This is a genomic window from Brevibacillus fluminis, assembly GCF_003710825.1.
In the GTDB taxonomy this organism is placed as follows: Bacteria; Bacillota; Bacilli; order Brevibacillales; family Brevibacillaceae; genus Brevibacillus_D; species Brevibacillus_D fluminis.
The window spans coordinates 93,150-113,111 of sequence record NZ_RHHQ01000013.1 but is presented as its reverse complement, the minus strand read 5'-3'; the positions used below and the strand labels follow the sequence as shown (position 1 = coordinate 113,111).

Below are 19,962 nucleotides of genomic sequence, written 5' to 3'. Positions count from 1 at the left end.
TGGCTGATGGTATTGGAAAAGCAGGTGACAGAAGCACCGCAGGTGGATATTCCCGATGAGGTAACACATACCAACCAACCGGAGATCATCGAAACGACGCCACACCCACAAACTCCTGACCCGCAAGCGCGGGCTTTTTTTATTTAGGTACGATGAACCATCCATGGTCGACATCCTGTCGAATTTTCTGGTTTTTTTTTACTAGAGAAAAGGCTCTACATCAGCTAATATCGAATGTGCATACTGGTTTATAAAATAGAGTAACTAACGTTTTTATTAGTGCGAATTATTGGGGGAGTCATGTTGGCGCGCATATTAATTGTTGATGATGCGGCGTTCATGCGGCAGATGCTGGTGCAGATGCTGGAGGACAAATATGAGGTGTGCGGTGTAGCTTGCAACGGGGTAGAAGCGGTGCGCAAATATAGGGAGCTACAGCCAGACATCGTCACGATGGATGTGACGATGCCTGAGATGCAAGGAATTGATGCGGTGAAGGAGATCATAGGAATCGACCCTGAGGCGACGATCTTGATGTGCTCGGCGATGGGGCAGCGACAGCTTGTAATTGAGGCAATCAGGGCGGGCGCGAAAGATTTTATCGTGAAGCCGTTCCAGAAAGAAAAGCTGCTGGAGGCACTGTCACGCTGGGCGTAACATTCATACATAATCGACATGGGAAAAAACTGCGTGCGCGCAGTTTTTTTTGTATCTTTGAAAGCGTGATCAACCCCTTCATTTTGAATGAGATGAGGAAAGCAGTTTTGCTGCTTTCGCGTTATAATAAAAGAAGCGAAAGAGGCTCCGGAATGGATGGGAGCAGTGTTTTTCTTAAAAAGAAGGTGAGAAGATGGCGGAAAGCCCAGATTACTTCAATCAGTTTCAGCAGGCTGATATCGACGAATTGGCTGATGCGATCGCGGAACTGGTGCAGAACCCGATTACAATCGAAGACTCCGATCATAAGCTGATCGCCTACAGCTCGCACGGTGACAGTACCGACCAGGCACGCTGGTCCACTATTATGGGGCGGCGCGTACCGGAAAAAGTACTGACGCGCTTATGGAAGGATGGCGTTTTCGCCCAACTGCTCACGTGTGATGAACCTGTACATATTCCGGCCAAAGATGAAGTAGGCCTGGGGAACCGCGTAGCGATCGCGATTCGTAAGGGGACAGAGGTGTTGGGGTACATTTGGGCACAGGAAGTCGTGCGTCCGATTACACCTCACGACGATGAGATTTTGAAGCAGGCGGCTCGTGCTGCAGTACCCCGACTTGTTCAGCGCCAGGGAAAGCGCAAAGCGGAGGAGCAGCGGCGCAAGGAATTTTTCTGGGAGCTTCTGCTTGGAAACCACGTCAGCGAGTCGGCGATCCGGAAAAAGGCGGAATCGTTGACGCTTGTGCTGCCGTCTCCCTATTTAATCTGTATGATTGACGCGAGCGGCGTGCATCTGGAGCAATTTTTGTATCCGCTGTTGATGCGCGACAAGCTCTTGTGGGTATTGGATGGGACGCAGCTGATCCTGTTCATCGGCCTGCCGGCGGTTGCCTCGAAGGAAGGGACTACGATCACGCAATATGTCGAGCAATTTTTGCACGAAGCGCTGTCCCGGGTGGGAGAGCAGATGATCGCAGGCTATGGGCAGTCGTACCAAGGCTACACCGACATTGTGAAAAGCTATCGGGAAGCACAGCAGGTGCTGCAGGTGAAACGGATTTTTCCGCAAGAGACGAGCACCATTCAAGGCTTCCAGCAGTTGGGTATCTATCGATTTTTGCTCCAGTTGAAGAGATGGGGCGATGCCGAGGGGTATGTCAGCCAACGGTTGGCAAAGCTGAAGCGGTATGACCGCGAAAATCAGGCGAATCTGCTGGAAACGCTGGAGACGTTCCTGGATTTGGCCGGACGGGTGAATCTGACCTCCAAACGCCTTCACATCCACATCAATACGTTAAGCTACCGGTTGCGCCGGATCGAAGAGATTTTGGAGCTTGATCTCGATGACCAAAATCAGCGCACCTCCCTGTATTTGGATCTGAAAATGGATAAACTGGAAAAGGAGCGGTAGAGGGCGTCTGACGCCGTGTCGCGGACTGTGTTTGTGAAAATCCACAAACAGCTTGCTGGTAAGATCAAGAGAATCGCCAAAGAGAATCTGGGGAAAAGACTGTACAATGAAGATATGAGTTAGAACCGAACAATTAACGTTGCCATAAAGGGAGGCTTTTATCATGATTGTAGGTATTCCCAAAGAGATTAAAAACAACGAAAATCGCGTAGCGATTACTCCAGCAGGCGTTACCGCATTGGTGCAAAACGGACACAAAGTCTTGGTCGAAACTAATGCCGGACTGGGAAGCGGTTTCACAGACGAAAACTACGCAGCAGTTGGCGCTCAAATCGTAGCGACCGCAGCTGAAGCATGGTCCGCAGACATGGTAATGAAAGTAAAAGAACCTTTGGCGCCTGAGTATGAGTTTTTCCGCGAAGGCTTGATCCTGTTCACATATCTGCACCTGGCTCCAGAACCTGAATTGACTCGTGCTTTGATGGAGAAAAAAGTCGTGGCGATTGCTTACGAAACCATCCAGCTCGACAACGGTTCCTTGCCGCTGTTGACCCCAATGAGCGAAGTAGCGGGCCGCATGTCCGTACAAATCGGCGCGCAGTTCCTGGAAAAACCATATGGCGGCAAAGGCGTGCTGCTGGCTGGCGTACCAGGCGTACCAAAAGGTGAGGTCGTCATCGTGGGCGGCGGTATCGTTGGTACGAACGCAGCGAAAATGGCGCTTGGCCTCGGTGCGAACGTAACGATCCTCGACATCAGTGCAGACCGTCTGCGTCAGTTGGATGACATGTTCCAAGGTCAAGTACAAACCTTGATGTCCAACAGCTTCAACATTGCAAATGCTGTGAAAAAAGCAGACCTGCTCGTAGGCGCGGTATTGATTCCAGGCGCACGCGCTCCTCGCTTGGTAACAGAAGACATGGTGAAGGAAATGGCTCCTGGCTCCGTTATCGTTGACGTAGCGATCGACCAAGGCGGTTCCATCGAAACGGTTGACCGTATTTCCACACACGATAACCCAACATATGAGCGCTTTGGTGTTATCCACTATTCCGTAGCCAACATGCCTGGTGCAGTAGCACGCACATCCACACTGGCACTGACCAACGTGACAGTTCCATACGCGCTGCAAATCGCCAACAAAGGCTATGCGGAAGCGATCACCTCGAACAAAGCGCTGGCGCGCGGCGTGAACGTGATCGACGGCAAAATCACCTACAAAGGTGTAGCTGATGCGCACAACCTGCCACACCACTCAATCAATGAACTCGTTTTGGTGAAAAACTAAACATTGTCAATAAATGTTACAGGAGGAGGCGTAAAGCCTTCTCCTGTTTCGTTTAGAATGGAGGTGAGTCCGCTGACTCTGGACAAACCCGAACATTTTCGCCATGTGGCCACCGAAAAACCATGTATACCCGAATGATTTAGCAATGCGTTTTTGGAGTGGATGTGGTATGCTCTAAGGCAGACAAAATGAGCCGAGGAGTGGACAAGGTGTACCAACTGGTAAGACCCCTGCTATTTGCAATAGACCCCGAAACAACGCATGAACGAACGGTAGAAGCATTGCGCCTGGCCGAGCGTATGCCAGGCGGCAAATCGGTGCTGCGGGCCATGTATGATTTTCAGGATGAACGGCTGCAAGTGAAGCTGTGGGGACTCACATTTCCCAACCCAGTAGGCTTGGCGGCCGGGTTTGATAAAAATGCGGAGATTTATCGAGGGTTTGCTGCACTCGGCTTCGGCTGTGTAGAGGTCGGGACGATCACACCGCTCCCGCAAAGCGGCAACGACAAGCCGCGCTTGTTCCGGCTTCCGGAGCATCAAGCGATCATCAACCGGATGGGCTTCAATAACCACGGGATGGGGGCAGCAGCAGGTCATCTCCGCAGTTATCAAGAAGCGGGCATTCCGGTCGGGATCAATATCGGAAAAAACAAAGTGACACCGAATGAAGAGGCGGCGAGCGATTACCAAAAGTGTCTGGAAGCGCTGTACAGCTACGGTCATTATTTCGTCATCAACATCAGCTCGCCGAACACGCCGAACCTCCGTGATCTGCAGGAAACGGAAAGCCTGCGTCAATTGCTGCGCGCGATCAAAGCCAAAGCGCAGGAGCTGGAAGCAAACGGGGCTGCCGCAAAGCCGATTTTGCTCAAGGTAGCGCCGGATATGGCTTCCGAACAGATGCATGACGTGGTCAAAGCGGCAGTAGAGGAAGGGGCGGCTGGCATCATCGCCACCAACACGACCCTCTCCCGCGATCCGGTGAAAAACCATGAGCATGCGGGACAAGCAGGCGGCTTGAGCGGAAAGCCGCTGACGGAGCGGTCGACAGCCTGGGTAAAGGAAATTTACCAAACCGTGGGCAAGGAAGTACCGATCATCGGCGTGGGCGGGATATTCACGGGAGATGACGCGTATGCCAAAATTAGGGCGGGGGCCAGCCTGATCCAGGTGTATACCGGGATGGCATACCAAGGACCTGGCATCGCCAAACAGATTAATCAGCGCCTGCTTCAGCTGCTGGCACGCGATGGCTTCACCCACATCCAGCAAGCGGTGGGTGTCGACGCAAAGTAATGAGAAAGAGGAAAAGACCGAGGGCATTGCCATGTATGCCTCCTCGGTCTTTTTTTTACATCACGGGCTTAGCCGCGACCCGTCTTCATGCGATTTTGTAATTTTGCCATGCTATCATGAAACGAATGATAGGCAACCAGTGCCAAGAGAAGGGAACGTTGATGATGAAGGAAATCAAACAAGTAGCCGTTATCGGAGCAGGCATCATGGGGCACGGCATCGCTCAAATCTTCGCTGCTGCCGGATTTTCCGTTCGCCTGTACGACATTCATGAGCATATGCTGCAAAAGGCAAAGGAAGCCATTGAGGCAAGCCTTTCGCTGTTCGTCACCCACGGGATGATCAGCGCGGAACAAAAAGAGCAGGCATTGGGCAATATCCGCTTGACCATCTCGCTTGCAGAGGCGGTAGCGGACGCCGATTTTATCACTGAGGCGATTCCGGAAAAGGTTGAGCTGAAATGGGAGATTTACCGGCAGATCGAGGAGCTGGCACGTGAGGATACGGTTGTGGCGTCCAACACATCGACGATTCCGATTACACAGCTTGCCCGCTATGCGAAATACCCGGAGCGGATGATTATCACGCATTATTTCAATCCAGCGTATTTGGTGCCGCTGGTGGAAGTGGTCAAGCATGAAAAGACGGCGACTTCCGTCGTGGAGCTCACGCTCGAGACGATGAAGCGGATCGGCAAGGTACCGGTGCTGCTGCAGAAAGAGATTGCAGGATTCATCGCCAATCGGCTACAGGCGGCAGTCGTACGGGAAGCCTTTCACCTGCTTGAAGAGGGGGTGGCAGGCGCTGCCCAGATCGATGCGGCAATGAAAGCGGGTCCTGGGTTCCGCTGGGCATTCATCGGACCGTTTGAAACGCTCGATTTCGGCGGGTTGGATACGTGGCAAAGCGCGATGAACAATGTGGCGCCGGAGCTTTGCAATGCAACGCAAGCGCCAGCGATGATCAACCAACTGGTAGAGCGAGGAGAGCTAGGGGTGAAGACCGGCAGCGGGATTTACGCCCATACGCCGGAAACGGTGGCTGCGGCCATTGAGCTGCGCGACCAACGTTTCTTAAGCTTGCTGCATAGCAAGCAAAATGAAACGGCAGGACATTGATCGAGTAAAAGACAAAAGCCGCCTGCTTTCCTGGAAGAGAGGAAGAGAGGGCGGCGTTTTTATATGAAAATGTCGACAAGGCTAATCGAGAAAAGTCCGGTTTGCGCGCGTGAGCAGTTCACCGAATAGCTTGCGTTCTTCCTCAGTCCAATCCTTCAACCACAAGTCGTAACGCTCAACCCGAGCTTGCTTGGTTTCTTCCAATTGACGCTTTCCTTCTTCCGTCAACACAAACGAGCTGGCTCGTCCGTCTACAGGATCGGGAATGCGCTTGACCAGCCCTTTTGCCTCGAGCCCGGCTGTCTGCCTGCTTACAGTAGATATGTCGAGGCGGAACTCATCGGCCAATGCTTTCACGCCGACGGGGCCTGATTCATCCAACTGGCGCAATAAGAGATAGGCGGAACGCTCCAGATTGCCAATCCGTTTTTCAGAGTTACTGATCGAGATGGAGCGCCGCACTAGAAGGGACACCTCGTATTCGATCACGCCAATTGCATTTTTGTCTTCGCTCACTCCATATTCTCCCTTCGCATGCACATCCTCTATACTGTAATGTACCTCATTCCGGTAGCCGATTTCAAACGGATCCGGGCAAGGCGCAATACCGACAACAAGATATTTTTGCAGCGGTTTGCAACCTTTATGGCGAAGGCCCCGTCTGTAACGATGAACGGAACGAAACTACCCCCATTTTTTTGATAGCCATTCGCGAAAAGCGAATGGCTATTTGTTTGTTTTGCAGCAGGAAGCAGGATGAAAGTGTAAGACTTTTGTATGAAGCTTTGTACATATCTTTTGACTTATGAAGTGAACAAAACGGCCTGTGCAAAGCGTATGAGGGAATGGGAGGGCTTGGTTTTTTTGTATGAAAATGAATCGAAATAATTGGAAAACTTGCCTTTTGCTCTAATTTTGGTACGATTGACAAACGGGAAAACATCATTTATGCTAAATTATGACAAAATAATACAAAATTCTACATTTCATTGGAATTCGAAAATGGCAAACTTATCGAAAGGTAAGGACGCAAAGCTACGGGTCTAAGGTCGTGTACTATGATCGCCGGGCTGCCGAATCAGTATAAGTTTGATTCAAAAAGACTATTCGGGCTGCCAAATAGTTTTTTTATTGTTTTCATGACAGAAAGAACAGGAGGATATGAAGCAGTAAAGGATGGTCAACATGCAGCAACATTCGCTACATAGAGATAGCAGTGGGAGGACGAGATGGGCCTGAAGAGTTTAAAGATCAGAATGCTTCTCTTATTTGTCATCATTTTGGTATTCCAAATAGGGTTATCCGGTTTTGCTACTTTCTATACGAAAGGAAAAATTCAGCAAGAGGAAATCAACAAAACGAAGCGGCTGATCGACAGCAATATCGAGCTGGTGCAAGAGGAGTTTAACAAAATCGAATTGGTGAGCAAGCTCGCCAACGCGGCATATGAGAAGAAAATGGACGAACTGGCTACATACCCAGATGAAACAATCAACCAAATGTTCGACCAGAAGTATCTCATGGACAATGGTTTGTATTCCTTGGATCAATATGTGGAAAAAACCAAAGCGGATATCGGGAATGCGCGCATCGAGAAAGGTGCTCGCACGGTCGCGGAAAAACGGGCGATCATGGCGGCGGAAAGCTATGATGGGCTTTTTGCAACAATCAAAAAAACCATTCCAGAATCGCAATGGTACTACTTCACCTCAACGAATAAATTCCAGAAAATCTATCCTTTCGTAGCAAACAAGGAAGGGAAATATACAACGGAAAAATCGATGGGCGGCGAGTTTTTCACCATCGCCTCACCAGAGAAAAACCCGAATCGGGAGCTCGTGTGGACCAAGCCGTACAAGGATGACCTGGGAACAGGGATGATGGTTACAGTATCCAATCCAGTTTATGTTCATGACCAGTTCCAGGGCGTGTTTTCGATTGACGTAACGTTGCAGAGCGTGGAGGCGATCGCGAATTCGTTTGCCTCGGAAGACGGTACGCACGCGATGGTCGTCGACTCGTTCCAAAACGTGCTGACAGGCGCAGCTACCAAAAAGACTGAGGACAAAACCAAACCGGACACGATCGACACTGAGATTCCCGATGCAGACATCAAAGGCTGGATGCAAAATGTTGTCAGCACGAATAAAGATTCAGATGAACTGATCGCCAATGACAAAATCATCTTCGCGAGCCCGATCAAAATTACGGGTTGGTATCTGTTCCTGGAAATGCCGCTTAGCAGCGTGCAAAAAATCTCCAATCAGCAAATGATCCTTGTTAGCGCGCTTATTGCCGTTCTGATCGTCGGGATGATCGTCATCTTTGCCTACCTGTCCAAACGTCTGACCGCATTGACCGTCGTGCGTGACCGCCTGGTAGCGATCGCGTCCGGCGGAGGGGATTTGACCGGACGGATCAAGATATCCGGTTCCGATGAAATTCGCCAACTGGCCGATGCGTTTAACGAGTATTTGAACAAGCTGGAGAAGATGATAGGCGATATCAAAAAATCCGCGTTCTTTGTGGTCAACCATTCCAATCATTTGGAAAAGAACATGGAGATCAGCACGGATTACATCGAGGGCATCAATCAGAAGAGCGCCGAGCTGAGCAGCGAATCCACCAACATTTCGGCCGTGGCACAAGAGTTGAGCGCAGCGGTGGAAGAGATTGCAGCGACAACTCGCGACAACTTGTCTACATTGGGCAACTTGGTTACAGAAATCACCCAGATTAGCACCTTGTCGGCGAATTCCGAGACGGTTGCCAATCGGGCTCTACATGGCATGGAGAACATCGAGTTGGAAGTGAACAAGTCGGTGGGTATCGTCAAGCAGCTCGAAGAGAGCATGGGCCGCATCAGCGACATTGTGACCACCATGACAGGCATCAGCACGCAGACGAATTTGCTGGCGCTGAATGCTTCGATCGAAGCTGCACGAGCTGGGGAAGCTGGCAAAGGGTTCTCCGTCGTCGCAGAGGAAGTGCGCAAATTGGCAGAGGAATCCAAGCGGAGCTCTGACAACATTTACGGCATTATCGGCGAATTGCAAAACTCCCTGACGGAGACGATCAAAACGCTGAACAATCAAGGCGATATTATTTTGGTGGAAAAACAAAACGTCATGTCGTTGATCGAGCACATGTCGGAGATTAAATCTTCGATTGAAAGTTCGTCGGAACAGATCAAGACGTTTGAAATGAATGTTGATGCCCAAGCAGACGGAACAGACGCATCATCGCAAAATCTCGGCCAAGTATCCGAAAGTATCTCGGAAATGACCACGGCGCTCATCACGATCAATGAAAACCTGAAAAATCAAGCTGATATCCAGCTGGAAATCAATCAGATCGCGGTCGAAATGAAACAAACTTCCGAGAATCTGAATGGTTTGGTTGAGATGTTCGTAATCAGCGACGATGTACGCGTCGAGGAGGATGAAAAGCAATGATGATGATTTTGGACAAACCTTATGTATCGCAACTGCTGTCGCAGACGTTGATCAACCTGAATATCCCTGCGGTAAAATCCGGTGAGATTCGCATTCCGCTGGACAAATCGATCACGTTTCTGACGGAGCAAGAAGTGATTGAGCAATTGCGAGATCCGAATGTGGCTATCCTGTGCAACTCGGAATATTCGGTTGCGTCCATATATCCATACTTGAAAGAAACTTCGATTATCAAGCTGATCGACTTGTTTAAAAACAAGGTGAGATTTCGCCAGCAGCTGCAAAAGCTGTTCCCGTCATTTTTCTTCCGGGAGTGCACCTATGAAGAGATTTTCAGCCTGCCGGTCGAATCGCTGACTTTCCCGTTGGTAATCAAGCCTGCACGCGGTTTCCGCAGCGTAGGGGTGTATCTCGTCGAGGGACCAGCAGAATGGAAAACAATGCTGGCACAGCTGAAGCAGGACATGAGAGCGGCGAAGGAAATCTATCCGGAAGCGGTCGTGAGCGCCAACAGCTTCATTTTGGAAGAATGGATTCAAGGTGAAGAATATGCGATCGACGCGTATTACAACGAGGCGGGGGAGCCAGTCGTCCTCAATGTGTTCAAGCGGATGTTCGCACACGAAGCGGATACGTCGGACCGCATTTACTACACGGGGAAAAGCGTTTTGACAGAGGCGCTGGACAAAGTGGAAGCATTCATGCGGAGCATGGGGGAAGAGCTGCCGCTTAAAAACTTCCCGATGCACTTTGAAGTTCGCATCTCGAAAAACGGACAGCTGATCCCGATCGAAGTAAACCCGCTCCGGTTTGCGGGACTGTGCACGACTGATCTGGGGGCACATGCATGCGGGGTCAACGTGTACGAGTTTTTCTTCGAACAGAAAAAGCCTAACTGGCCAGCCATCATCAAATCGATGGATGACTCGATTTTCAGCTTTCTCTGCGCGGAATTGCCGCTCAGCATTGAAGGCAAATCGATCGAATCGGTTCATGACCGCAAGTTCGAGAAAAATTTCTCCAATCTGCTGGACTATCGCCTGATTCCGTATGAAGAGTATCCGACTTTCTCGGTCGTGTTTTACCAAAGCCCTTCGTTGAAAGAGAACGAACATTTACTGCAGCTTGACCTGGAACAATATTTGGTGATGAAGTGATGAGTGTGTGCTTAATGCGCTGAATGGAATCACAACAGAAGCATCCTGTTTTCACGTTCGCGCGTGGATACAGGATGCTTTTTGTTGTTCTGGCAATTGGTGATGCACAGCCTCACTCGATCAATCCCAGCGCTTCATAGACTTTGACAGAAACGACGCCATTGCGGGCCAAATGATGGTCGGCCTGATATTTTTTCAGGGCGGCGGTTGTGCCCGGGCCAAACTTTCCGTCACACGTCCCGTTAAAATAGCCGGCACTTTTTAACCGGGATTGAATCAGCTGTACATCGCCGCCGACATCACCTTGGGCTAAACTCCGTGGATGACGTCCCGGTTCTCCTAATACATGCCCATAAATCGTGACTTTCGTGCCGATCGGGATCATATCGAACAGTTCTTTGACATCCTTGTTTCGCATACGGATGCAGCCATGGCTCAAATGCTGCCCGATTGAATGTGGCTGATTCGTTCCGTGAATGCCGTATATTCCCCAAGGGACGTTTAAACCCAGCCATCTCGGGCCAAATGAAGGGCCCCAATTTTTCCCTTTATAGATAACTTTGTACTCTCCCACTGGCGTAGGGGTGGACGGGTTGCCGACAGCAATCGGATAAACCTTTATTCTCAACCCCTGCTTTCGCACGATCAGCTGGTGCTTCAAGGGGCGAACTTCGATGGAATAAAGACCCTGATCAGCAACAATCGGCAGCGATGGTTCCGCATGGGCAGCGGGGAACCCGATCGTAAAATACGCGAGGGAAACAAGCAGACCGATCACGAAGGCTCTCGGTAGTAGAGAATGGTTCGTACTCATCAAGTATCACTACTTTATCCAATAGTTTGTTCCGTAAAGGACCTCTTATATTGTTCCAGATGATTTCGGTTTTTATGAGGATAAAGCAGAAACTGGCGATCTCAAAACGAGTAGGATATTTTTTCGTTTCCTTCGGGTATGATTGGATTGAGGTGATCGTGATGTGCGGACGTTTTACATTGGTAACCGACCCATTGCAGGTGTTGGAAAGATTCGTGATCGATGAAATGAAAATTGACCTGCAGCCGCGATACAACGTGGCGCCGGGGCAGTTGATACCGGCTATTATTGCGACGGGCGGAAAGCGGAGAATCGGCCAACTGCGATGGGGGTTGGTGCCAGCTTGGGCGGAGGATGAAAAAGTCGGCTATAAGCTGATCAACGCCAGGGCTGAAACGGTGGGAGACAAGCCAGCGTTTCAAAGGCTACTGGAGCGGAAGCGCTGCATCATCCCGGCAGATGGATTTTATGAATGGCGGCAGCTTGAAGGGAAGAAAAAGCAGCCGATGCGGATCATGATGAAATCGCAAGCGCTGTTTGCGTTTGCCGGTCTATACGATACGTGGACAAGTCCGCGTGGCGAAAAGCTCCACAGCTGCACGATCATCACGACGAAGCCGAACGATGTGGTGCGCGATATCCATGAACGCATGCCGGTGATTTTGCGTCGGCAAGACGAGGCGATTTGGCTTGATCGGGAGCGGTGCGATGCCGAATTGCTCCGATCGCTGCTGGTGCCATATGATGCGGCTGAGATGCGTTCCTATCCAGTCCCGGTTATGGTGGGGAATGTCAGGAATGATTCGCCGGAATGTATTGAAGAGTTGGTGTGACTACTGAATGCAAACCACCAAAAAGAAAAACCCTTCTCGATTGAGAAGGGTTTTGTAGTTTCAAGCGCTTTATCTCTTACAGATCATAATAAAGCTCATACTCTTTCGGCGAAACCGTTCGTTCCACTTGTTGAATTTCACCGCGCTTCAGGCTGATCCAGTTTTCGATCATGTCTTTGGTGAAGACTCCGCCTTCAAGCAGGAATTCGTGATCGACAGCCAGAGCGTTCAAGGCATCGCCCAAAGAAGCAGGTGCGCTCTTAATCGATTCTTTCTCAGTGTCGGACAAGTCGTAAATGTTTTTGTCGTAAGGACCAAAGCCCATTACACGAGGGTCGAGCTTTCGCTTGATGCCGTCGAGACCAGCCATCAGCATGGCTGCAAACGCGAGGTACGGGTTTGCGGTGGAATCCGGCGTACGGAACTCGACGCGGGATGCTTTAGGCGTCATGGCAGCCACAGGGATGCGGATCGCAGCGGAGCGGTTTCCTTTCGAGAACACCAGGTTAACCGGCGCTTCGTAGCCTGGTACAAGGCGTTTGAACGAGTTGGTGCTCGGGTTGGTCAATGCGATCAGGGCAGGTGCATGGTGCAGCAAGCCGCCGATGTAATAAAGCGCCATTTCGCTCAGATGGGCATAGCCTTCTTTGTCAAAGAACAGCGGAGTGTCACCGTTGAACAAGCTTTGGTGTACGTGCATGCCGCTTCCGTTGTCGCCGACGATTGGCTTTGGCATGAAGGTTGCTGTTTTGCCGTGCTTGGCTGCGACATTGCGGACGATGTATTTGAACAACTGCAGATTGTCTGCTGTTTTGGTCAACGTATCGAAGCGGAAGTTGATTTCGCCTTGGCCGGCTGTCGCCACTTCATGGTGATGGCGCTCTACCTTGATTCCGGCTTCGCTCAGCAGAGTGCACATTTCATTGCGCAGGTCCACTTGGGTGTCAGTCGGCTGAACAGGCACGTAGCCGCCTTTGTTGCGCACTTTGTAGCCCAGGTTTTGGCCTTCTGCGCCCGTATTCCAGCAAGCTTCACTGGACTCGATATGATAAAAGGAACCGGACATGCCAGAAGCGTAACGCACATTGTCAAAAATAAAGAACTCGGATTCAGGTCCGAAATAAGCGGCTGTAGCCAAACCGATGTCTTGCAAATGCTTCTCCGCTTTTTTAGCCACGCTGCGCGGGTCGCGGTCATAGGGAGTGCCGTCCGGGTTATAAATGTCGCAAACGATATTGAGGGTAACCCTTTCTGTGAAAGGATCGATATAGGCGCTGGATGTATCCGGCATCATGACCATGTCGCTCTCTTCGATGCTTTTGTATCCGACCAGGCTGGAACTGTCAAATGCAACGCCGTTCTCAAATGTGCTCTCATCAACTGCATAGCCAGGAACGGTGATGTGATGCTCACGCCCGAGCATATCTACGATGCGGAAATCAACGTACTCCACATTCTTTTCTTGAATCAATGTCAAAATGTCGCTAACTCCCATGATGATCCCACTCTCCATCTTTCGTATTTTCACGGTTTCGATAATGGTATTATAGTAAGCGATGTCGAAATGTGTCAATAATATTTACGTGTAAATGTTAGAAAAGTTAACGTGAAAACGTAACCAATTTTCGACTTCACCCAAAAACGGCTGGATGTCTCTTACGCTTGGCGTCAGTCGGGTTTTCCACTACAATGAAGGAGCAGAATTCGTTCGTAACAAATAGTAAAGAGAGCGGGGGGAGTTCAATCCATGAAAGTGTTGGTACTGGGAGCGGGGGCGGTTGGCGGTTATTTCGGCGGACGGCTTGTGGAAAAAGGGGCAGATGTTACGTTTCTTGTCCGGGAGCGGCGGAAGCAACAGCTGGAAGAACACGGGCTAATCATCAAAAGCATTCATGGCGACTTTTCATTTGCGCCCAAGCTGTTGGTGGCTGGAGAAGCTTCAGAGCCGTTTGATTTGGTGATTTTGACAACGAAGGCGTATCATTTTGCCGATGGTGTGGAATCGATTCGCCCATACGTTGGAGAAGACACAATGGTTCTTCCGTTATTGAACGGAATGGCGCATGTGGCCGCTTTACAGGAAGCGTTCGGCAGAGAGCGGGTCATCGGCGGGCTGTGCTTCATCGAGTCTACGCTTAACGCGGAAGGCGATGTCATTCAAACGAGCCCGGTGCACGAAATGCTGTACGGCGAGTGGACCGGAGGAAGCTCGTCGCGAATGGAACAGCTTGCCCAGCTTTTTGCCGGGGCAAACGCTTCGTACCGTGCGAGCGATAACATCCAGCGTGAGATGTGGCACAAATATTTGTTCATCACGACGCTGTCCGGCATGACCACACTGATGAATTCGGCAGTGGGGCCGATCCGCGATGCAGCCGATGGCGTGGCCTTGACACAGCAGCTCTTTGGGGAAGTGGCGGATATCATGCGCAAGTCAGGCGCATCGCTTGCCGATGACATCGTGGAGCGTCATATGAAAGTATTTAACAAGCAAGGCTATGCGGTCAAATCCTCCATGCTGCGCGATATGGAAAAAGGCCAGCCGGTGGAAGCAGACCATTTACAAGGATATTTGCTGGATCTGGCCAAGCAAAACAACGTGGAAGCGCCGCTTTTGCGAACGATCTACAACAAGCTGAAGGTGTACGAAATCAATCGTTCCCTTTTATAAGGAAGAAGAGGTGGAAACCATGGAGGTCATTAAAATCTCCCCGCGCGGCTACTGCTACGGCGTCGTGGACGCGATGGTTCTTGCGCTGAAAACGGCGCAAAATTCTGATCTGCCCCGGCCGATTCACATTTTGGGCATGATCGTGCACAATGCACACGTGGTGGATTCTTTTGAACAGCAAGGAATCATTACGCTGGACGGAGAAGACAGGCTGGCACTGCTCGATAAAATCAATGAAGGTACAGTCATCTTCACCGCACACGGCGTTTCGCCAGAGGTGCGTAAAAAAGCGCGGGACAAAGGGTTGACGGTCGTCGACGCGACCTGCCCGGATGTTACGAAAACGCACGATCTGATCCGTGAAAAGAAAGAAGAAGGCTATCATGTAATCTACATCGGGAAAAAAGGTCACCCAGAGCCGGAGGGTGCAATTGGCATCGCGCCTGACCACGTGCATTTGGTGCAGACGCTTGCCGAGGTGGAAGCTCTCTCGCTGCCATCGGATAAGCTGATTGTGACCAATCAGACGACGATGAGCCAATGGGACGTGAAGCATCTGATGGACGCGATCATCAAAAAGTTCCCGACCGTAGAAGTGCACAACGAGATTTGCCTGGCAACACAGGTTCGTCAGGAGGCGGTTGCGGAGCAGGCGGGCGATGCGCAGCTGTGCATTGTCGTCGGCGATCCGCGCAGCAACAACAGCAACCGACTGGCACAGGTTGCCGAAGAAATCGCGGACGTTCCGTCTCACCGCATCTCCGACCTGTCTGAATTGGACATCGAATGGCTGAAAGGGAAGACCAAAGTGGCAGTGACCTCGGGAGCTTCGACTCCGACGCCATTGACGAAAGAAGTCATCGCATTCCTGGAGCAGTTTGATGAGCAAAATCCGGCCACATGGGAAAAGGCTCGGACGGTTAACATGAAGAAAATTTTGCCCACGGTAAAATAGCGGGAGGTAATTTTTTATGCCCAGTTTAGCAACGGGCGAGATACGTACGGAGGCTAAGCGATCGTACATGTCTATCATTGGCCTGTACCTGTTCATTTACTATGGAACAGGCTCATTTTTTCCGCTCATGGCTCAGTATTACCAATCGATTGGGCTAAGCGGCACGCAAATCGGGACGATCAGCTCGATCACGCCGATCATCTCGATTTTTGCGCAGCCGATTTGGGGGATGCTTTGCGACAAGCTACGCGTGCGAAGGCCGATTTTGATGCTGGCGTTGCTGGCATCCTCCGCTATTTCACTGCTGTTCACTCAGATCTCCACATTTGCTTGGGTCGTGGTGGTGTTTTCCCTCTTTTCCTTGTTTCAATGCGCGGTCATCCCGATCAACGACAGCATCGCTCTCAATTTCGCGAAACAGCAAAACATGCAATTCGGCAACCTGCGTCTGTGGGGATCGGTGGGCTATGCGATCGCTACGTTGATTACGGGGTACGCGATCCGCTCTTGGGGGCCGCACGCCATCTTTTTCTTTTTTGCGGCTGCGACCGTGCTAGCGATCGTATTTTTGCGCGGATTGAGCGATGAAGGCGACAATGTGAAGGTGAACGGCAACATTTTCAACGGAATCGGGGAATTGGTACGGATGCCTCGGTTCGTCTTGTTTTTGATGGGGGCCTTTTTCATTTTCGGGCCGATCAATGCGAACAATACATGGTTCTCGCTCTATTACGAGCACATCGGCGGAACGGTGGTCGGTATCGGCGTCGCTTTCCTGCTTTTTGCCGGAAGCGAGGCGCCTTTTATGAAAGTGGCAGGTTATTTTGCGAGACGCTGGGGATTGGAGACGACGATTTTGATCGCGGCTGTTGCGTCGGGTATTCGCTGGTTCTGGTACAGCACGGCGCCGACTACAACGATGGTGATCGCGATGTTTTTCATCCAGGGCTTGTCGGTCGGCTTCTATTTGGCGACTGCGGCACAGTTCGTCCGCGAAAACACGCCTTCCAGCTTGCAGGTGACAGCGCTTACGTTGTATAGCTCGATGGGGCTTGGATTGGGTTCGATGTTTTGTAATCTGGTCGGCGGCGTCATTAAAGATACTTACGGCATTCTTCACACATACACGTTTTTTGGGATTGCCACGATGATCGGACTGGTGCCGCTCCTGTTGATCAAGCTGAGGACAAAAGCCAAAATCACTGAAATGCAATGAATGAAGCCCAAGCCCCCTCCCATAGAATGAAACAGGGAGGTGCAGGCATGGAACCGGATTATCAAGATATTCAGGCGAACAAAGTAGTCGCGGCTTTGGCTTATGTGGTCTTTTTCATCCCGATGCTGGTCGCGCGTGAATCCAGATTTGCGATGTATCATGCCAACCAAGGACTTGTTTTATTTCTCGGCGCCCTCGTTGTTAATTTCGTCGGCACGCTGATCCCGATCATCGGGTGGTTTATCATTGTGCCGATCGGCAATCTACTGATATTAGTCCTCGCAATCATCGGCATTATCAATGCGATTCAGGGCTTGGCCAAACCGCTTCCTTTGATAGGCAGCATCCAGCTTTTTAATAAGTGGTAGGGCGGGGAAATTGCTGTTTGTTTTTTTCACGAAAGGGCTTGCAATTACGAATGGAACCAGCTAGAGTGAGAAATGGAAAAAACGATACGAAAGACAGGGGTGAGTGTATGAGCGGCAAAGCGAAGCAAATGGCGAAAAAACTCGTATACTCTTTCCTTCCAAAACACTGAAGCGTTCGCTGCTTCGGTGTTTCTTTTTTTGTTGAGGATGCCAAGTCAAGCTTGCAAGGGGGTTCGGAGGATGAACAGGTACAAGAGAGTGTTGATCAAACTAAGCGGCGGTGCCGTTGCGGGGCATAGTGAGTTTGGCTTTGAACCGGAGCGTCTCGAGCATATTGCCAAGGAAATCATGTCGGTCGCGGAGATGGGGATCGAGGTATGCGTCGTGATTGGCGGCGGCAATATTTTTCGCGGCAATATGGCGGAAAACTGGGGCATCGAGCGGGCTGAAGCCGATAATATTGGGACGTTGGCCACGGTCATCAACAGCCTGATGCTGCGCGGCGTTCTGAAGGCGAAAACAGAGCAGGAAGTCCGCGTCATGACGGCCATTCCGCTCGCATCGGTCGCGGAGCCGTACATCAGGCTGCGGGCGATCCATCATCTGGAAAAAGGATATATCGTCATTTTTGCCGGGGGAAATGGACAACCCTACGTGACGACCGATTATCCGTCTGTACAGCGTGCAATCGAGGTCGGCTGCCAGGCGCTGCTGGTCGCGAAGCAAGGTGTCGACGGGGTATTGAGCGCAGATCCGAAATACGATGCCGACGCGCGCAAATACAAATCGCTTCATTACAATGATGTCCTGCAGCATGATTTGAAAGTTATGGACCAGTCTGCGTTCATTTTGGCCCGCGATTACAGTTTGCCGATTCATGTCTTCAATTTTGACCAGCCAGGCTCGATGAAGGCGATTTGTGAAGGAGAAAATATCGGAACACTGATTAGCCAAGAATCGTGCCTGGAGCTGGCGTGAAAATATCGAAAGCAGCTAACGCACAGGTTAGCTGCTTTCTCTCATTCCGTAAGTGACGAGAGATCGAAGCGCAAAAATGCCCCATTTGGAATCGGGGCTATTTTGCATATGTGTGCTGGCTACCCGCGGTACGGGAATTGTGACGAGTACCCGTTAAATTGCTGATAGGCCTGCTGCAGCTTTTGCTGTTCAACTGCCTCGAGCTTGTACCAGCCTTTTTGGAACATGGTATTGTACAGCTCGCGAGCGCATTGCTGCGTTTCGTTTAGCATTTGAAGGTAATCGGCGTGTAGCTGCTGGTGGCTGGATTCCCATGCCGCGATGTTGAGCCCTTCTGCAAGGTATTTGCATGTTGAAAGGCCGTCGTTGATGAAGTCGCGGTCGTTCATCTCCGGTCCTTTTACTTGCGGCTCACCAGGAGGCTTTGGATTTTGAATGATGTTTTGGTTTTGCTGCTGCTGTTGCTGTCCGTTCGGATTGAGCAGTTGATTGATCATAGTTGGCGCCCTCCTTATTGCATCGTCTGCGGTTTTGGGATTTTGGCCATGGCGCTGTTGTTATCCACTTGCAGATGGGTGAGCAATTTTTGGTAGTGGCGCTGATGCATTTGCCCCGCTTTATCGAGCTGCTGCTTTACTTGCGGGTCTTTGACTTGCTTCGCATAATAAGCGAATTTTTTAAATGCCATCAGCTCCCAGGAGAGAGCATCCTTCAAATAGGCAAGATCTTTGCCCGTAATCACGCGCGGCGGTGTGGGAATCGGCACATTGGCTGCTTGCTGAACTGGGGGGATCAGTGTTGCTGGCATAATCATTCATCCTCCTTCACAGGCATAGATGGCGTACAAGGGATAGGGTCTGCAAAGGAGGAAGGATTATGCTCTCGCTACGGTGCCAACTCTAGGGAAACGATGTGGACATCGATGCTGGCAGGGGAGATATTAAGGCAATAGCTCGTTTCGTCGTACAGCGCTTGCTGCAACTGCTCAACGATCAACAGCAGATCTTCACCCAGCGTTGTGCCAAGCGAGAGCTGTACGGTGAGCCGCGGTAGATCGTGGAACGTGTAGGTTGTTTTATGAATGCGTTTCACTTGTTCAAAGCGTTGGCACGTGATTTGGACGATTTTGCGCAGCACCTGCTCGTGAATCTGAATGCGTCCTCCTGAGAAGGAAGGATGGACCACGGTCGTTTCGCCGAGCACCTCTTTCTTCGGCGAGAGGATTTGCTGGGCATGGGAAATGATTTTTTGGAAAAAATCTTTCTCGATCTCGACTCGGGGCACAGGGATGACATGTCTGCCTTGTGTCTCTCGCATATAGCGGGCCGCATCCATTTCGGCTGGCGTTTTCAAGTCTTCAATCGGAATGAACTCGATCGGGCCGGTCAGCTGCAGAGCTCGGGTGATCCGGTCGATCATCCGCTGCGAGGTGCCAAGTATAAGCAGCGTCTCATACGCATGGTCCTGCAGTGCTTTTCTGACCTCGTCCGCATGCTCCTGGTAGTAAAAAATCGCGCGTTTGACGGCCTGGATTTTTGTTTTCTCATACTTGGCGGATACGCCTGCCACTTTGCAGCCTTGGCTGATCAAAATGCCGTCATCGATGATGGCATCGACATTCAACTGATGGGCCAGCCGGAGGGCGATCGTGCTTTTGCCGGTGCCGCTTGTTCCGTACAATGCATACAGCTTCATGGCTTGCACCCTCCTTGAATTAAAATTGACTAGCCTCAGTATACT

General features: G+C 50.8%; 20 protein-coding genes and 1 riboswitch. Of the genes, 14 read left to right on the top strand and 6 right to left on the bottom strand.

The features are described from left to right. The first annotated feature begins 6 nt into the window (after window positions 1–6). From EDM56_RS31540 to EDM56_RS18135, 6 genes are all read left to right on the top strand, one after another. Window positions 7–147, top strand: a complete 141-nt coding sequence (locus tag EDM56_RS31540) for a hypothetical protein (protein ID WP_183192506.1) — start codon at window positions 7–9, stop codon at window positions 145–147. A 153-nt stretch (window positions 148–300) separates the two neighbouring features. Further along, on the top strand, window positions 301–657 hold the full coding sequence (locus EDM56_RS18155; protein WP_183192505.1) for a response regulator: 357 nt from the start codon (window positions 301–303) through the stop codon (window positions 655–657). Window positions 658–850: 193 nt separating this feature from the next. Beyond that, a complete protein-coding gene (locus tag EDM56_RS18150) occupies window positions 851–2,071 on the top strand; it encodes a PucR family transcriptional regulator (RefSeq protein WP_122919335.1) in 1,221 nt (406 codons plus the stop codon). 163 nt (window positions 2,072–2,234) lie between these two features. Then, a complete protein-coding gene (ald, locus tag EDM56_RS18145) occupies window positions 2,235–3,359 on the top strand; it encodes an alanine dehydrogenase (protein WP_122919334.1) in 1,125 nt (374 codons plus the stop codon). A 209-nt stretch (window positions 3,360–3,568) separates the two neighbouring features. Further along, window positions 3,569–4,657 carry a quinone-dependent dihydroorotate dehydrogenase gene (locus EDM56_RS18140; protein ID WP_122919333.1) on the top strand — a complete coding sequence of 363 codons (1,089 nt, stop codon included), beginning with the start codon at window positions 3,569–3,571 and terminating at the stop codon, window positions 4,655–4,657. Between the two features lie 161 nt (window positions 4,658–4,818). Then, a complete protein-coding gene (locus tag EDM56_RS18135; protein ID WP_246009436.1) occupies window positions 4,819–5,775 on the top strand; it encodes a 3-hydroxyacyl-CoA dehydrogenase family protein in 957 nt (318 codons plus the stop codon). A gap of 81 nt (window positions 5,776–5,856) precedes the next feature. On the opposite strand, the gene EDM56_RS18130 is transcribed toward EDM56_RS18135, so the two are convergent. Continuing rightward, window positions 5,857–6,291: a MarR family winged helix-turn-helix transcriptional regulator gene (locus EDM56_RS18130; protein WP_122919332.1), complete on the bottom strand. Its 435-nt coding sequence runs from the start codon at window positions 6,289–6,291 to the stop codon at window positions 5,857–5,859. A 478-nt stretch (window positions 6,292–6,769) separates the two neighbouring features. Then, window positions 6,770–6,853, top strand: a riboswitch (cyclic di-GMP riboswitch). A gap of 151 nt (window positions 6,854–7,004) precedes the next feature. Between EDM56_RS18130 and EDM56_RS18125 the strand changes: the two genes are divergently transcribed. After that, window positions 7,005–9,230, top strand: coding sequence for a methyl-accepting chemotaxis protein (locus EDM56_RS18125; protein ID WP_122919331.1), 2,226 nt, complete (start codon window positions 7,005–7,007; stop codon window positions 9,228–9,230). Then, entirely contained in the window at window positions 9,227–10,387 is a 1,161-nt protein-coding gene (locus tag EDM56_RS18120) for an ATP-grasp domain-containing protein (protein ID WP_122919330.1), read from the top strand. Before EDM56_RS18125 ends, EDM56_RS18120 begins: the two co-directional genes overlap by 4 nt. Before the next feature lie 112 nt (window positions 10,388–10,499). On the opposite strand, the gene EDM56_RS18115 is transcribed toward EDM56_RS18120, so the two are convergent. Further along, on the bottom strand, window positions 10,500–11,201 hold the full coding sequence (locus EDM56_RS18115; RefSeq protein WP_122919329.1) for a L,D-transpeptidase family protein: 702 nt from the start codon (window positions 11,199–11,201) through the stop codon (window positions 10,500–10,502). Window positions 11,202–11,362: 161 nt separating this feature from the next. Between EDM56_RS18115 and EDM56_RS18110 the strand changes: the two genes are divergently transcribed. Next, window positions 11,363–12,034 (top strand): SOS response-associated peptidase, encoded by a 672-nt coding sequence (locus EDM56_RS18110; RefSeq protein WP_122919397.1) that lies wholly within the window; start codon window positions 11,363–11,365, stop codon window positions 12,032–12,034. A 76-nt stretch (window positions 12,035–12,110) separates the two neighbouring features. Here EDM56_RS18110 and glnA read toward each other — a convergent pair whose 3' ends face one another. After that, entirely contained in the window at window positions 12,111–13,529 is a 1,419-nt protein-coding gene (gene glnA, locus EDM56_RS18105; protein WP_122919328.1) for a type I glutamate--ammonia ligase, read from the bottom strand. A gap of 252 nt (window positions 13,530–13,781) precedes the next feature. Between glnA and panE the strand changes: the two genes are divergently transcribed. The 5 genes from panE (at window position 13,782) to pyrH (ending at window position 18,222) form a co-directional block, all read left to right on the top strand. Continuing rightward, a complete protein-coding gene (gene panE, locus EDM56_RS18100; RefSeq protein ID WP_122919327.1) occupies window positions 13,782–14,705 on the top strand; it encodes a 2-dehydropantoate 2-reductase in 924 nt (307 codons plus the stop codon). A gap of 19 nt (window positions 14,706–14,724) precedes the next feature. Further along, on the top strand, window positions 14,725–15,660 hold the full coding sequence (locus EDM56_RS18095; protein ID WP_122919326.1) for a 4-hydroxy-3-methylbut-2-enyl diphosphate reductase: 936 nt from the start codon (window positions 14,725–14,727) through the stop codon (window positions 15,658–15,660). 16 nt (window positions 15,661–15,676) lie between these two features. Next, on the top strand, window positions 15,677–16,876 hold the full coding sequence (locus EDM56_RS18090) for an MFS transporter (protein WP_122919325.1): 1,200 nt from the start codon (window positions 15,677–15,679) through the stop codon (window positions 16,874–16,876). A 47-nt stretch (window positions 16,877–16,923) separates the two neighbouring features. After that, a complete protein-coding gene (locus EDM56_RS18085) occupies window positions 16,924–17,244 on the top strand; it encodes a DUF4870 domain-containing protein (protein ID WP_122919324.1) in 321 nt (106 codons plus the stop codon). A gap of 240 nt (window positions 17,245–17,484) precedes the next feature. After that, on the top strand, window positions 17,485–18,222 hold the full coding sequence (gene pyrH, locus EDM56_RS18080) for a UMP kinase (protein ID WP_122919323.1): 738 nt from the start codon (window positions 17,485–17,487) through the stop codon (window positions 18,220–18,222). A gap of 119 nt (window positions 18,223–18,341) precedes the next feature. On the opposite strand, the gene EDM56_RS18075 is transcribed toward pyrH, so the two are convergent. The 3 genes from EDM56_RS18075 to EDM56_RS18065 all read right to left on the bottom strand — a co-directional run bounded on the left by EDM56_RS18075 (window position 18,342) and on the right by EDM56_RS18065 (window position 19,917). Further along, the gene (locus EDM56_RS18075) at window positions 18,342–18,719 is read right to left on the bottom strand and encodes a spore coat protein (protein WP_122919322.1); all 378 of its coding nucleotides are present in this window, start codon (window positions 18,717–18,719) and stop codon (window positions 18,342–18,344) included. Between the two features lie 14 nt (window positions 18,720–18,733). Then, window positions 18,734–19,030, bottom strand: a complete 297-nt coding sequence (locus EDM56_RS18070) for a ferritin-like domain-containing protein (RefSeq protein ID WP_122919321.1) — start codon at window positions 19,028–19,030, stop codon at window positions 18,734–18,736. A gap of 77 nt (window positions 19,031–19,107) precedes the next feature. Further along, window positions 19,108–19,917: a P-loop nucleotide/nucleoside kinase family protein gene (locus tag EDM56_RS18065; RefSeq protein ID WP_122919320.1), complete on the bottom strand. Its 810-nt coding sequence runs from the start codon at window positions 19,915–19,917 to the stop codon at window positions 19,108–19,110. Window positions 19,918–19,962 lie beyond the last annotated feature (45 nt).